General features: G+C 70.8%; 11 protein-coding genes and 1 pseudogene. 3 read left to right on the forward strand and 9 right to left on the reverse strand.

From position 1 onward, the window contains the following. Positions 1 to 147 precede the first annotated feature (147 nt). A complete protein-coding gene (locus VF825_RS01225; protein ID WP_331109279.1) occupies positions 148 to 2,112 on the forward strand; it encodes a potassium transporter Kup in 1,965 nt (654 codons plus the stop codon). A gap of 7 nt (positions 2,113 to 2,119) precedes the next feature. Here the strand turns inward: VF825_RS01225 and VF825_RS01230 are convergent. From VF825_RS01230 to VF825_RS01260, 7 genes and pseudogenes are all read right to left on the reverse strand, one after another. After that, positions 2,120 to 2,431 (reverse strand): annotated as a pseudogene (locus VF825_RS01230) (AMP-binding enzyme); the annotation flags it as partial. Positions 2,432 to 2,464: 33 nt separating this feature from the next. After that, on the reverse strand, positions 2,465 to 4,345 hold the full coding sequence (locus tag VF825_RS01235; RefSeq protein WP_331109281.1) for a helix-turn-helix domain-containing protein: 1,881 nt from the start codon (positions 4,343 to 4,345) through the stop codon (positions 2,465 to 2,467). A 205-nt stretch (positions 4,346 to 4,550) separates the two neighbouring features. Beyond that, positions 4,551 to 5,588 (reverse strand): branched-chain amino acid ABC transporter permease, encoded by a 1,038-nt coding sequence (locus VF825_RS01240; protein WP_331109283.1) that lies wholly within the window; start codon positions 5,586 to 5,588, stop codon positions 4,551 to 4,553. Further along, positions 5,585 to 6,448: a branched-chain amino acid ABC transporter permease gene (locus tag VF825_RS01245; RefSeq protein WP_331109285.1), complete on the reverse strand. Its 864-nt coding sequence runs from the start codon at positions 6,446 to 6,448 to the stop codon at positions 5,585 to 5,587. Before VF825_RS01245 ends, VF825_RS01240 begins: the two co-directional genes overlap by 4 nt. Before the next feature lie 74 nt (positions 6,449 to 6,522). Next, entirely contained in the window at positions 6,523 to 7,773 is a 1,251-nt protein-coding gene (locus VF825_RS01250) for an ABC transporter substrate-binding protein (RefSeq protein ID WP_331109287.1), read from the reverse strand. A 29-nt stretch (positions 7,774 to 7,802) separates the two neighbouring features. Next, positions 7,803 to 8,495, reverse strand: a complete 693-nt coding sequence (locus VF825_RS01255; RefSeq protein WP_331109289.1) for an ABC transporter ATP-binding protein — start codon at positions 8,493 to 8,495, stop codon at positions 7,803 to 7,805. Next, the gene (locus VF825_RS01260; protein WP_331109291.1) at positions 8,488 to 9,249 is read right to left on the reverse strand and encodes an ABC transporter ATP-binding protein; all 762 of its coding nucleotides are present in this window, start codon (positions 9,247 to 9,249) and stop codon (positions 8,488 to 8,490) included. Before VF825_RS01260 ends, VF825_RS01255 begins: the two co-directional genes overlap by 8 nt. A gap of 147 nt (positions 9,250 to 9,396) precedes the next feature. Between VF825_RS01260 and VF825_RS01265 the strand changes: the two genes are divergently transcribed. Further along, complete coding sequence (locus VF825_RS01265) at positions 9,397 to 11,010, forward strand: long-chain fatty acid--CoA ligase (protein ID WP_331109294.1); 1,614 nt, start codon at positions 9,397 to 9,399, stop codon at positions 11,008 to 11,010. 213 nt (positions 11,011 to 11,223) lie between these two features. Here VF825_RS01265 and VF825_RS01270 read toward each other — a convergent pair whose 3' ends face one another. Continuing rightward, entirely contained in the window at positions 11,224 to 12,921 is a 1,698-nt protein-coding gene (locus tag VF825_RS01270) for a hypothetical protein (RefSeq protein WP_331109296.1), read from the reverse strand. 272 nt (positions 12,922 to 13,193) lie between these two features. Further along, entirely contained in the window at positions 13,194 to 13,844 is a 651-nt protein-coding gene (locus VF825_RS01275; protein ID WP_331109298.1) for a low affinity iron permease family protein, read from the reverse strand. A 291-nt stretch (positions 13,845 to 14,135) separates the two neighbouring features. Here VF825_RS01275 and VF825_RS01280 point away from each other — a divergent pair. Then, positions 14,136 to 14,613, forward strand: a 478-nt coding sequence (locus VF825_RS01280) for a hypothetical protein (RefSeq protein WP_331109300.1), incomplete at its 3' end; no start/stop codon positions are given.

Below are 14,613 nucleotides of genomic sequence, written 5' to 3' on the forward strand. Positions count from 1 at the left end.
GCCGGCGCGACGGGCAGTTGCGCACATCTGCGGCCGGTACCCTTGGCGGCCGCCGCGGCCGGTCCGCGGGGACCGCGCCCACGCCGCCCGTTCCTCGCGTGCCTGCAACGAGGCGCAGCCAACTCGCCAAGACCTGGAGCCCTACCTGTGACTGACCTGACCACTGCCACCAGCAGTGCCGGTGCTGACACCGCCAGCTCCCCGCAGGAGGCGCCGCCCACCGGGGCCCACCGGCCCGCGGGCGCTGCCGTGCTGCTCGCAGCCCTGGGCGTCGTCTTCGGCGACATCGGCACCAGCCCGCTGTACGCGCTGCAGACCGTGTTCTCCCTCGACCACGGCATCGTGCGACCCACCGGCGGCGACGTCTACGGGGTCGTCTCCCTGATGTTCTGGTCGGTCACCCTCATCGTGTCCGCCAAGTACGTCATGGTCCTGATGCGCGCGGACAACGACGGCGAAGGCGGGGTCATGGCCCTGGCCGCGCTCGCGCGTCGCCTGTACGCCAAGCGCGGCGGCCGCACCGGCCTGCTCATGGCCCTGGGCATCCTCGGCGTCTCGCTCTTCTACGGTGACTCCGTCATCACCCCGGCCATCAGCGTGCTGTCCGCGGTCGAGGGCCTCAAGGTGGCTGCCCCCAGCCTCGCGCACCTCGTCGTCCCCGTCGCCGCGGTCATCCTGACCGGCCTCTTCGCCGCGCAACGGTTCGGCACCGGCAAGGTCGGGGCCCTCTTCGGCCCGGTCACCCTGCTCTGGTTCGCGGCGCTCGCCGCGGCCGGTGTCCCGCAGATCGTGGCCCACCCGAATGTGCTGGCCGGTCTGTCGCCCACCTATGCGGTGTCGTTCGTGGCCGCACACCCCGGTATCGCGTTCGTCGCCATGGGCGCGGTCGTCCTGGTGATCACCGGGGCCGAGGCGTTGTACGCGGACATGGGCCACTTCGGGCGCATGCCGATCCTGCGTGCCTGGTTCTTCGTCGTGTTCCCGGCGCTGACGCTGAACTACCTGGGCCAGGCCGCGCTCATCCTGCACCACCCCGGCGCGACCGCGAACCCGTTCTTCCTGCTGCTACCCGGCTGGTCGCAGGTCCCGATGGTGATCCTGGCGACGGCCGCGACCGTCATCGCCAGCCAGGCGGTGATCTCCGGCGCGTTCTCCCTCTCCCGGCAGGCGATGCAGCTGGGCATGCTCCCCGCGCTGAGGGTCCGTCAGACCTCCGAGCTCGAGGCCGGGCAGATCTACCTGCCGGGCGTCAACGGGGCCCTGTTCGTCGGCGTGCTCGCGCTGATGTTCGCGTTCCGTTCCTCCGCCAGGCTCGCCACGGCATACGGCGTGTCCGTCACCGGCGCGCTCGTCATCGACACCGTCCTGCTGCTGCTGGTGGCCAGGGTGCTGTGGGACTGGCCGGCGTGGAAGCTGGCCGCGGCCGGCATCGCGTTCGGCGGCATCGAGCTGACGTTCCTGGCGGGCAACCTCTCCAAGGTCGCGCACGGCGGCTGGCTGCCGCTGCTCATCGCCGCCTGTGTCTTCACCGTCATGACGACGTGGCAGAAGGGCCGGGCGGTGGTCGCGACGAACCGGCGGCGCAAGGAGGGGCCGCTGCAGGAGTTCGTCGACCTCGTCCACGAGCGCGCCGTGCCCCGCGTCCCCGGCACCGCGGTGTTCCCGCACCCCGGCAAGGACACGACGCCGCTGGCGATGCGCGCCACCGTGGAGCACAACCACGTCCTGCACGAGCACGTCATCGTCATCTCCGCGACGGCTGTGAACGTGCCGCACGTCCCGCCGGCAGAGCAGCTGACGGTCGACGACCTGGGCTACGCGGACGACGGCATCCTCCACCTGTCGGTGCGCTACGGCTTCGCCGACCACGTGGACCTGCCGGCCGCGCTTCGCCAGGCCTGTGCCGACGACCTGATCGGACCGGGCATCGACGTCGAGGGCGCGTCCTACTTCCTCTCACGCGGCACGATCAGCCTCGGCCCGGAGAAGGTCATGGCGACCTGGCGCAAGCGGCTGTTCACCCAGCTCGCCCGGCACGCCGCCGACCCGGCCGAGTACTTCGGCCTGCCCAGGCAGCGGATCGTGACGATGGGAAGCCACGTCACGCTGTAGACCCCCGTCAGCGGGCGACGTTCGCCGGCGGCGTGATCTGCCGCTTGAGGATCTTGCCCGTGGCGTTCTTCGGCAGGCCGTCCAGGAACCACACGTGCCGCGGGTACTTGTAGGCCGCGAGACGCTCCCTGACGAAGCTGGACAGCTCCTCTGCGGTGGCCGTCGTGCCCGCCTTGAGGGTGACGGCCGCTCCGATCTCCTCCCCCAGGGTCGGGTGCGGTATGCCGACGACCGCCACCTCGGCGACGGCCGGGTGCTCGTAGATGACCTCTTCGACCTGGCGCGGGTAGACGTTGTAGCCGCCGCGGATGATCAGGTCACCCACCGCCCTGCTCGCCCTGACCGGTGCGCCTCACGACGCAGACAGCACCTGCCGCAGCTTCAGGGCCAGGTGGACCTGCAAGGCGCCGTCGCCGGTGCGCCACCCGGCACCGAGCAGCTGCGTCGCGCGGTCCAGACGCTGGTACAGCGTGTTGACGTGCACGTACAAGGCCGCCGAGGTGCGTGCCAGGTTGCCGTCGCACTGGAAGTACGTGGTCAGCGTCCGGGCCAGCTCGCTGTGGCGCTGCTGGTCGTAGTCGAGCAGCGGCCCGATCTGGGTCTGCACGAAGCGCTCGAGCTCCTCGCGCCCGCTCTGGTTGAACAGGAGGCCGTAGATGCCCAGGTCGGCCGGGGACGCCCCTTGCCCGTCCCGCTCCAGGGTCAACAGCACCTCCAGGCACCGGGCGGCGTCCCGGTACGCCGCGGCGACCTCGGGGACCCCTCCGGCGCAGGCAGCGCCCCCGACGGTGACGGGGACGCCGGAGGTGTGCGAGAGCCGGCTGCTCAGGTCTCGGGCGCGCGCCCCGGGATCGGTGTCGCCGGGCAGGAGCAGCACGGTCGAGCCGGCGTGCTCCGCCACGATCCCCTGGTTCTGGTGGGCCACCGAGGCCGCCTCCTCGACCAGCAGCCGGCGCAGGTCACTGGTCCGTCCGCGGGCCACGAGCACGGTGACCGGTTGGTCCAGGACCAGTCCCATCAGCGCGGCGCGTCGGCGGATCCCGTCGACGTCCTCCATCCGGGGGCTCAGCAGGTCGTCGAGCATCTCCCCGCGCATCCGGTGCTCGGCCTCGGTGAGGCTGCGCTCGTTGAGGAGCATGAGGGCGGTGACCAGGGCGACGCGTTCCAGGGAGCGCACGTCGGAGTCATCGAGCCCATCGCGGGCCAGGACGAGCACACCCAGGACGTCCGTGCCGGCGACGATCGGGGTGACGCACAGGGACGGCAGGCCGTCGACCGCGAGGCGGTGGGTGCGCCGGCGGGCGGTGCTCTCCCGGCACGCCTGACGCACCGCGGCCCTGACCGGACAGGCCCCGGCGTCGGGGGCGCTGTCGGAGGTGAGCGTCACCGGCCCGGCGGCGCACACCTGCTGCCCGCGAGGGTCGAAGACCGCCAGGCTGGCATCCAGGACCTGTGCCACGGTCGCGGCCACATCCGGCATCCCGCCGCCCTCGAGGACGATGGTCGTGAGCTTGGTGTGCAGCGCGGCGGCCCGTTCGACCGACAGGCTGTTCTCCCTGATCACCGAGTTGGCATGGGTGAGCTCGCTCAGGGCGCGGTGAAGCTCCTGGAAGAGGGACGCGTTCTCGATGGCGATCGCGGCATGGTTGGCCAGCGAGATGAGCAGCGCGACCTCTTCCTGGCTGAACGGACGGGCGCGACGGTTCGCCGCGAAGAGCACGCCGATCACGCGGCCGGCCCGCGTCAACGGGACGCCCTGGATCGCGATGAGGCCCTCGAGGCCGACAACGTCGTCAACGGTGTGGTTGAACCGGGGATCGGCGAAGTAGTCCGCGGTGCTGTAGGGCACCCCGCTCTTGGCGACCAGGCCCCCGAGTCCGGCGCCCATGTCCAGCCGGGCGGTCTGGAACTCGGTCGTGCGGATGCCGTCGGTGACACGCATGAAGGTGTCCCCGCGCTCCTCGTCGTGGAGCATCAGGTAGGCGGCGTCCGTGTGCAGCAGGGCCCGAGCGCGGCGCACGATGGACTGCAGCACCGCCTCGAGGTCACGGGTGGAGGACAGGTCGCCGGCCGTCTCGTACAAGGCAGCGAGCTCGGCCTCGCGCCGCCGGTGCTGCTCCAGGACACCACGCAGGCGCATCGCCTTCTCCACGAGCGGGTGGCCGTCGGGCAGACGGCTCGACAGGGCCTCGAAGGCTCGCTCAGGCGCCTCGGCGAGCAAGAGGTCCAGCACGCTGTCGAGCTCTGCTCCAGGTGCCTCCGGCCTGGACGGCGACATGGGCACGCGGTTGCCTTCCCCTCTCCCCCGTGGTCGTTTCCCTAGGGATACGCCTGTGCGACGGCTCCCGTCCATGGAGAAAGACTCCACGTGTGAGGCATGGACGGTGTGGGATCCATCCACCTGCGGGTGCCTGCGGGTGGATGCTCCGTGCTGTCGATCACCGCGGTTCGGGTGCGACTTCCGCTGCCCTGCCGGCGGGGGCGTCCTGGACTGGTGGCGCCTGCTCGCTCGTCTCGCGGCGGCCGCTGCGCAGCCAGTGGGTGGCGGTCCCCCACAGGCCGCGCCGGAAGACCAGCACGACCACGATGAAGATCGCGCCCGTGACCAGGCCGACCTCCTCGAAGCCGGCCGTGGAGAGCCAGTCCTCGAGCCGGACGACGAGCGCCGCGCCGACGAGGCTCCCCCAGAGGGTGCCGATGCCGCCGAGCACGGTCATGACCACGACCTGCCCGGAGGTGGTCCAGTACAGCGCGTCGAGGGCGACGAAGCCCTGGTTGACGGCGAACACCCCACCGGCGAGACCGGAGAGGGTCGCGGAGATGACGAACGCGACGAGCTGGTAGCGGCTGACGGGGTAGCCCAGGGCGCGCACGCGGGCGGGGTTGTCCCGGATGGCGACGATCACCCGACCGAACGGGGAGTGCACCACGCGCCACGCGGCATACAGGCCGGCGAGGATCACCGGAAGGGCCGCGTAGTAGAAGAGGAAGGAGTCGGACAGGTCGATGCCGGGCAGGGTCCGCGGGATCCCCTGCAGCCCGTTCTCCCCGCCGGTGACGTCGCGCCACTGGTTGGCCACGTAGTAGATGGTCTGGGCGAACGCCAGCGTCACCATCGCGAAGTAGATGCCGGTCCGTCGCACGGAGAGCAGGCCGATGGGCACCGCGAGGACTCCCGCGGCGGCGGCCCCGCCCAGGACGGCGACGTAGAACGGCAGTCCGCTGTGCAGGGCGATCAGTCCTGTCGTGTATGCCGCGGTGCCCCAGAAGGCGGCGTGCCCGAAGGAGAGCAGCCCGGTGAAGCCGAGCAGCAGGTCCACGGCAACGGCGAACAGCCCCCAGCACAGGATGTCCGTGGCCACGGGCGGGTACAACGTCCACGGCAGGGCAGCGGCGAGGACCAGGCCGACGAGCAGGAGGCCGTAGCGGACCCAGGCCGGACGTCGGCCCAGTGCGCGCAGGACGGTGAGGGTCATGCGTGCTCCTCCGTGCCGAACAGCCCAGCGGGGCGGACCAGCAGGACCACCGCCATGAGGATGAAGACGAGGGTCTGGGACAGCGCGGGCACGTAGAGGTTGCCCAGCGCCTGGACCATGCCGATCACGAAGCCGGCCAGGACGGAGCCGAAGACCGAGCCCAGACCACCGATCACGACCACAGCGAAGACGACGATGATCAGGTCGGCGCCCATGGCCGAGTTCACGGCACGGGTCGGTGCGGCCAGGACGCCCGCCAGGGCGGCGAGCGCGACACCGAAACCGAAGGCGGGCGTGACCCAGCGGCCCACGTTGACCCCCAGCGCCCGGCTCAGCTCCGGCCGCTCGGTGGCCGCCCGGATGATCGTGCCGACCCGGCTGCGGGAGAGCACCAGCCACACCCCGGCGCACAGCAGGACAGACAGGACGAGGACGAAGACCTGGTAGGCGGGGAAGGTGAACAGCCCCAGGTTCACCGAGCCGTGGAACGGCCCATGGTCGAACGGCTGGGACTGGACGCCGTACTTCGCCCGGACGGCGTCCTGCAGCACCAGCGCCAGGCCGAACGTGAGCAGGAAGTTGTACAACGGGTCGAGCCCACTGAGGTGGCGGACCAGGAAACGCTCGACCAGCGCGCCCAGCACGCCCATGAGGATCGGGACCACCACCAGGGCGACCCAGAAGCTCACCCCGGCGGCGGTCAGCACCAGGGCACCGAAGGCGCCCAGCATGTACAGCGCGCCGTGGGCGAAGTTGACCACCCTCAACATGCCGAAGATGACGGTCAGGCCCAGGGCCAGCAGGGCATAGAAGCTGCCGCCGACGAGGCCGTTGAAGGCCTGCTGCAGGAATCCGGTCACGTTGCCTTTCCTTGTTCTCCGCCGGGTCTGCCGCGTCCCGACAGGGCGGGACGCAGCAGACCGCGGGGAATCGGTCAGCCCAGGTGGCAGTCGGACGAGGCCGGGGCGAAGGCCTGGTCAGCCGGGATGTCCTTCACCAGCTTGGTGAAGTCCTCGGGCTCGCTCTGGTCGGCCTTGCTCTTGACCTCCACGAGGTAGGCGTCGTGGACCACCCGGTGGTCCTGCGAGCGCACCTTGGCGTTGCGGGCGAAGACGTCGTCGAACTTCATCCCGTCCAGCTGCTTGACGACGCTGTCCGAGCTGTCCGTGCCGGCCCGCTGGATCGCCTCCAGGTACTGCGTCGCCGCGGAGTAGTTGGCCGCCTGGTCGAAGTTCGGCCGCTCACCGGTGCGCTGCTTGAACTCGTCCGCCCACGCCTTGGAGCGCGCATCCAGGCTCCAGAACCACGCGGTGGTGAACTGGGTGCCGGCCAGCGTGTCGACGCCGATGGACTTGATGTCGTTGTCGAACATCAGGCCGATCGCCAGCTTGATGCCCTTGTCCTTGAGCTTGAACTGCTGGTACTGCTTCGCGACGTTGACCAGGTCACCGCCCGCCTGCATCGCGCCGAGCACCTGGGGCTGGGGGTTCAGGGTCGGCGCCTTGAGCATGAATGTGGAGAAGTTGTCGTTGGGGAAGGGCGTCGGGTCGTTGGCCACCACCTTCCCGCCGGAGGACTGGATCGCCGAGGTGAACTTGGCCTGCATGTCCTGCCCGAACGCGTAGTCGGGGTAGATGAGGTACCAGTTCTTGCCGCCGTTCTCGGTGACCGTCCTGGCCGTGCCGTTCGCCAGCATGTAGGTGTCGTACGCCCACCCGTAGCTGTACTTGTTGCACTCCTTGCCCGTCAGCGCCGTCGTCGCCGCGCCGATGTTGAAGTACATCCGCTTGTCCGACTTGGCCACGTTGGCCACGGCCAGCGCCGCCGAGGAGGTGGGCACGTCGAAGATGGCGTCGACGTTCTGCCGCTCGTACATCTGGCGGGCCTGGCTGTTCGCCACGTCCGGCTTGTCCTGGTGGTCGGCCGAGACGACGGAGATGTCCTTGGCGACCGCCTTGCTGCCGTACTTCTTCTTGTAGTCGTCCACCGCCATCTGGACCGCGGCCACGGTCTTCTGGCCGGCGATCTGGGAGTACACCCCCGAGAGGTCGGTCAGCACACCCAGCACCACCTTGCCGTCGCTGAGCTTGCTGCCGCTGGAGCCCGAGGGGCCGCCCCCGCCGCATCCGGCGAGCAGCGTGCCGGCCGAGATGGCCGCGAGGACGGCCAGTGTCTTGCGCTGCATCCTGTGTCTCCCTTGTGTGGTGATGCGCTCTACAGGCCGAGGTGCTCCAGGAGCTCGTGCTCCCGGGCACCCATCTCGGCGTTGGTCAGCTCGGCCGCGACGCGGCCCTGGCTCAGCAGGTAGTGACGGTCGGCGACCGTGCGGGCGAAGTGCAGGTTCTGCTCCACCAGCAGCACGGTCCCGCCCTCGTCCTTGACCGCGCGCAGGATGTCGGCGATCTGGCTCACGACGATGGGGGCCAGCCCCTCGGTGGGCTCGTCGCACAACAGCATCCGCGCACCCATCCGCAGGACCCGCGCCAGCGCGAGCATCTGCTGCTCACCGCCGGAGAGCTTGCTCGCGGGCGATCGCCGCCGTTGCTCCAGCGCCGGGAAGGTCTCGTAGACGCGCGCGAGGGTCCACGGCGACGCAGAGACCACCGGCGGGAGGGTGAGGTGCTCCTCCACGCTGAGGCCGGCGAAGATCCCGCGGTCGTCGGGGACCAGCCCGAGCCCGCGCCGGGCACGCTGGTGCGCAGGCAGAGGTGAGACGTCGCCGCCGGCGAACCGCACCCGCCCGCTCACCGCAGGGTGCAGACCCATCACACACCGCAGCAACGTCGTCTTGCCCGCACCGTTGCGGCCGGCGAGGGTGACCACCTCGCCCTGCTCCACCCGCAGGTTGACCTCGGCCAGGGCTCGGGCCTGTCCGTAGTACGCGCTCAGGGCGCTGACCTCAAGCAACGGGCTCTCCCAGGTACGCGCTGATGACCCGCGGGTCGGACCTGACCTGCTGGTAAGGGCCCTCGACCAGCACGGTGCCGCGCTGCAGCACGGTGACCCGGTCGGCCAGCGAGGACACCACAGACATGTTGTGTTCCACCATCACCACCGTGCGGTCCTGGCGGACACGACCGATCAGCTCGACCGTCCGCTCGACGTCCTCCACGCCCATCCCCGCGGTGGGTTCGTCGAGCAGCAGCAGGCGCGGAGACAGGGCCAGCGCCAGCGCCAGCTCCAGCGCCCGCTTCTGGCCATAGGGCAGGACGCCCGCAGGCGAGGCCGCCTGGCGCTCCAGCCCCACCTCGGCGAGCAGGTCCATGGCGCGGCCGCGGAACCGGTCCAGGCGCCGGTCGGACACCCAGAAGCGGTGACCCAGGCTCGTGCCCGACTGCAGGGCCAGCTCGACGTGCTCGACCGCGGAGACCTGGGGGAACAGGCTGCTCACCTGGAACGAGCGGGTCACCCCGAGCCGGGCGATGCGCTCCGGCGGCTTGCCGGTGATGTCGTGCCCGTCGAAGTCGATCCGGCCCTCGGAAGGGCGCAGGAAGCCGGTGAGCAGGTTGAACAAGGTGGTCTTGCCGGCACCGTTGGGACCCACCAGCGCGTGCACCGTGCCACGGCGAACCCTCAGGTCGACGCCGTCGACGGCGCGGAAACCGTTGAAGTCCTTGGCAAGTGCGTGCGTCGCCAGGATCGCATCGTCGGTGCTGGGCACTGTTTCCTTCCCCGTGGTCGGCTGCGCTGCAGCGACCCTAGGAAGCGCCGGGCCACGGGGGTATGGACCGCACATCCACTGTTTCCCCCACGTTTGTGGAGACACTCTCCGTGGTCGGCCGCCAGAGCCAGCGCCAAGGATGCGGCCATGGCGATGATGGACGTCCAGCTCAACTCGTGGCTGCTGCTCGACCACGCGGCGGCGCACTTCCCGACCACCGAGATCGTGACCCGCTGCGTCGACGGGAGCGTGCACCGCTACACCTATGCGGACTTCAGCGCACGAGCTCACCAGCTGATGCACGCGCTGGACGGCCTCGGCCTCGGCCGCGGTGACCACGTAGCCACCCTGGCCTGGAACGGCTACCGGCACCTGGAGGCCTACTTCGCCGTCCCCTGCACGGAGCGGGTCCTGCACACCTGCAACGTGCGGCTCTCCGCCGAGGACCTGTCCTACATCATCGGTCACGCCGACGACCGCGCCGTGCTCGTCGAGCCGGACCTGCTGCCGGTCCTGGAGCAGGTGCACGCCCTGGGCGGCCTGGCCACCGTCGACCACATCATCGTCCTCGGCGCAACAGTGCCCGAGACCTCACTGTCCGGCGTGGTCGCCTATGAGGAGCTCATTGCCGGGCAGCCGACGACCTACCCCCGTCGCGAGATCGACGAGTACGCGCCTCTGGGACTGTGTTACACCTCCGGCACGACCGGTCGCCCCAAGGGCGTCGTCTACACCCATCGCTCGACCTTCCTGCACTCCCAGGCGGTCTGCTCCGCCTCAGGCCTGGCTGTCGGGCCGCGGGACAGCGTCCTGCCGGTCGTGCCGATGTTCCACGCCAACGCGTGGGGGCTGCCCTATGCCGCCACCGCTTCCGGCGCCAAGCAGGTGTTCCTCAGTGGGCAGCTCGACGCCGGGGCCCTCGTGGACCTGCTGGCCGAGGAGCAGGTGACCATCACCGGCGGTGTCCCGACGGTCTGGCTTGCCGTCGCCGACGAGCTGGCCGGCCGGGGCGAGTCCTTGCCCGCGATGCGGCACATCATGTGCGGTGGGAGCCAGCCGCCGCGCGCGCTCATCGAGCGCTATCGCCGCGAGTTCGGGCTGACGATCCTGCAGGGCTGGGGCATGACCGAGACCTCCCCGTTGGCCAGCATCGCCTGGCCCAAGGAGCACATGGGCCAGTGGTCCGCGGACCGGCTCACCGACGAGGTCCGCACGAAGGCGGGATTGCCCCTTCCCGGTGTGCAGGTGTGCATCCGCGACGAGCTCGGCCAGGACCTGCCATGGGACGGCACCTCACTCGGGGAGCTGCTCGTCCGCGGCCCGTGGGTGGCCGACTCCTACCTCTCCGGGGAGAGCGCACAGCAGTTCACCGAGGACGGCTGGTTCGTCACCGGCGACATCGCCATCGGCACGCCGGAGGGCTACTTCGTCATCGCCGACCGGGCCAAGGACCTGGTCAAGTCGGGTGGCGAGTGGATCTCCTCCGTGGACATGGAGGCCGCCATCATGGCGATGGACGGCGTCTGCGAGGCCGCGGTCATCGCGGTGCCCGACCCACGCTGGCAGGAACGACCCCTCGCGTGCATCGTCCCGCGGGACGGCGTCTCCGTCACCGTCGACGACGTGCGCCGGCACCTCGAGAAGGCCGGCTTCGCCCGATGGCAGCTGCCGGACCACGTCCAGGTCATCGACGCCATTCCCCGCACCGGGGTCGGCAAGTTCGACAAGAAGGCGCTCCGGGCACGCTTCGCCCCGACGTAACCCGGACAGGCGCTGTCCCCAGCGCCGACGGTGCGTCGCCGACCCACGCCCATGGAGGGGTCGGGCCAACGCCCTCAGGAACCTGGCGTAACGTCCGCGGCTTCCGGCGTCGGACTCCCCCTTCCGAAGGGCGCCGGAAAAGGGCACCCCCGCTCCCGCGCTCCCCCTGCGCGCAGGTCGAGCGGGGGTGTCGTCAACAGGTGGGATCGCCGTTCAGAGAGCGCCTGTCGGTGCCTGGTCCAGTGCCTGGATGGTCCTGGCGAGGGTGAGGACCTGCGCGTACATGAGGCGTTTGTCGAGCTTGTCGAGGTCGAGCAGCTCCGGGCGCCCGGGGTCTCCTGCCTGCAGGAGGTAGGGCGGCGCGGGGATGAGTGAGACCGTGCCGAGGCCCGCGGCATACAGAGGTGCCCCCTCACCGAGGTACAGCGGCACCGCACCGGGCCGCAGGGTCGCCACGGGGGCCTCGGTCCACCCCGAAGCGGTGGTGTGGCGCACCGCCTGCAGATAGGCCTGCTCCTCGAGGTTCACCGGCGCCAGGGAGCCTTGACGCTGCGTGGTGTACGTCGCACCCCAGTCGTATCCGCCGAGGGCGCCGTAGTCGCCGGTGACCGGGTCGTTGCCCCACCGGGTGCAGCCAAGGTGCTCGACGGTGACGCCCGCCACCGCGTGCGGGTAGAGGTCGGGGTGGTCGGTCAGCCAGACGCTGGTGGCGTCGCTGCCGACCTCGGGCCGGGCGCCGGGGATCGTGCGGGTGAACTGCGGGAGCTGGAAGTGGCCGGTCACCATGACGAAGTGGATGTCGCGCCGCCGCGGCTGACCCGAGAGGTACCTGGCCAGGGCCAGCATGCCGAGGGCACCGTTCTCCTCGGTGGCGTTGGGGCCGTCGGTGTGGGTGTTGACGACCAGGCTCTCCCCCGTGCCTCCCGAGCCCTTCAGCGTCCCCCAGACCGTGTCGGTGGCCGCGCGCGTGGTGATGTCCGCAGTAAGCCGCAGGGTCGCCGTCGCTTCGCCGGTCGCTGCGCTGCGGGAGAGCGCCTGACCGGTGTCGTCGCCGACCCAGACGGCCGGACAGCCCGGGTCGCCGGGAGCAGGCAGCCCGGATACGGACGGGTAGGGCGTGATGAACGGGTTGTACTGGTTGGCGACCTCCTCATCGGGCATCCCGGTCCACACGCACACGACGCCCCGGACGCCGGCGTTCCGCGCGTCGAGCAGGGGCACCGCCGCGAAGATCCCCTGCCAGGCGGGGTTGGTGACCAGCGCGGCATACCGCTCGTAGTCGGCGGCGGCCTCGGCTGAGGTGCGCCCCGGCTCGTAGCCCCCGGTGGCGGTCTGGCCGGCGGCCAGGGAGAACGTCGACGGCGGCGTCCGGACCAGCGCGATGGCTCCCTTGGCCGGGGCCCAGAACTCCGGGGTGTAGCCAGTGCCGGAGGAGCCGGGAGTGGCCGGCGTGTAGGTGCCCAGGTCGACCAGCCGTCCGGTGACGCCGGCCTCCGGGGTCGTGCCGGAGTACGGGTAGTAGTAGGTCAGCGGCACCGGGCCCGAAGGCCCCGTCGTCGCGGGCTGGGTCAGCGACAGCGAGTATGCGCGGGCCAGCCACCGGTCGAAGGTGAGCCGGTCACGACGGAGCGTGAAACCGGGAACCGCCGAGAACTGCCCGGCCAGCCAGTCGACGAAGCGCCCGTGTCCGGGGCTGCCGGTGTAGCGGGTGCCGAAGGCGACCAGCTGCCGCTGCCACTGCCAGAGCTGGTCCGCCGATGGCATCCCGGAGAGGTCGGCGCCAGCACCGTATGCCGGCCCAGCCGTCAGGGCCGGGGCAAGGGCACCGGCCACGCCGGCGCCCGCCGCGCCGAGGAGGAGGGCCCGGCGCGATACGCCGTCGGATCCTTGAGGTCTGCGTGTGCTGGGCACGGAAGGCTCCTTGTCCCTGGTGGGCGCACCGTCGGCCCTGGCAGGCGCTGCGTACGACCCACCGGCCCAACGACCGCGCTCCCCGGACGGTTACGTGCGGCAGGACAGGCGCGGCGGCACCCGTCCGAGGCCGCCAGCGGCGGACCTTTGTCCTCCGAGTGGCTACCGCGCAGGCCTACGTTGAGTAGTGGCACGGCCCCGCTCCCGGCACCCCCCCTGCTCGGTCGAGCGGGGTCGTGTCCCCCGGCGGGCCGACCGGTCCCGGGGCTGGGCTACTCGGGCCGGGCTTCCTGCCGGACGTCCCGGTGCGTCCTTGCCGCCGCGCGCAGCTCGTCGTCCGGCGCCGCCTCGAGCGTCATCATCGACTTGTCCGCCGCCGGCAGCGCACGCAGGATCTCGTCGAGCTTGCGCTGCGTCGCTGCCTGCTCACGGGACTGGGTGTGCTGGATGACGAACACCATGGCCAACGTCACCGCGGCCACCATCGTCTGGAACACCGACTCCAACCGGGTCGGGAACTCGAAGCGCGCCGAGAAGATGACCCACAGCAGGTCCAGCGCGACCACGGTCACGGCTATCGAGGGTCGCGACGCCAGCCAGTCCAGGGCGTGAAGGACCCGGGATGCCGGGTGCCGCGACCACCGGGGACCTGTCCTCATCCACGACCACATGCCAGCGATCCTCGCCGATGACCCTGTGCCGTGACGACCTCCCGCGGTCCCCGAGCCATGCGTCGGCCAGGCGTCCGCTGCCGTCGCCCAGCCCTGGGTCGGTGATGGGCTATTCGGCCGGCTGCCCGAGGTCGACGACGATGTGCTCGATCGGCGCCCCGTGCTCGCCCATCGCGCAGGCGCACCAGCCGGAGCAGCCTGCATGCACCCCACCCCGGCAGTCCAGGCAGGCCGGAGGCACCGCCGCAGCATCGCCGCGGGGCGGTGTCAGTCTCCTGAGGAGCGAGGTCAAGGGCACAACCACAACCATCGGCACCAGCGGACGACCTCTGAGACCTTTGCCCCCCGGCGGCTGCGGCCGCTCTGGGCTGATGGTCAAGCGACGTCAAAGACATGGTCAAATTTCGCTCCGCAGCCTGTGAACCGACGGTCAGGCACTTCTCCCGCTGCCTGCGAGAGGGCAGGCTCCGCGACGTGACACCACGCACGGGTGGTGGCACTCAGGTGCCACCGGGACCAGCGGTGGCTCAGGGGAGGAACTTCATGCACAGACTCGCGAAGCTGTCGGCGTTCACAGCGGCAGTGGCCACCTCCGTCGCCCTCGTCGGGGCGGCCCCGGCCGCGTTCGCGTCCGACGCGTCGACCCTGCCGGTGATGGACCCCGCCGGCGCCGAGTTCACCGAGGCCGGCGGCGCGACACCGCTGGCCACCGACAAGACGGTCCCGCACTGGAACGGGTCCTTCACCGACCCGACCAACGGGGTCACGTACGGCTACAACATGGTCGGCGCCAACCCCAGCACCAACAGCGCCTCGACCGTGGCCACGGACATCATCCCGCTCAACGTCGTCTTCTCGACGAACAACGGCTACGCCCTGAACGGCACCGACGTGGTCGGCCGCACCGTGGCCTCGCCGATCTTCCAGGCGGCGGACTACACCAGCACCGACAGCGCCAGCAGCACCGACGCCGCCGCCGGCTACAAGGGTCCCGGCGGGCAGCTGTCCCCGGGCAACACCG

It is taken from the genome of Oryzihumus sp., from assembly GCF_036391795.1.
Classification (GTDB): domain Bacteria; phylum Actinomycetota; class Actinomycetes; order Actinomycetales; family Dermatophilaceae; genus Oryzihumus.

Excerpts from the sequence above, each read along its gene's own strand:
- VF825_RS01240 (WP_331109283.1), bottom strand. The coding sequence starts at position 5,588 with ATGACCCTCACCGTCCTGCGCGCACTGGGCCGACGTCCGGCCTGGGTC.
- VF825_RS01250 (WP_331109287.1), bottom strand. The coding sequence starts at position 7,773 with ATGCAGCGCAAGACACTGGCCGTCCTCGCGGCCATCTCGGCCGGCACG.
- VF825_RS01265 (WP_331109294.1), top strand. The coding sequence starts at position 9,397 with ATGGCGATGATGGACGTCCAGCTCAACTCGTGGCTGCTGCTCGACCAC.
- VF825_RS01275 (WP_331109298.1), bottom strand. The coding sequence starts at position 13,844 with ATGCTGCGGCGGTGCCTCCGGCCTGCCTGGACTGCCGGGGTGGGGTGC.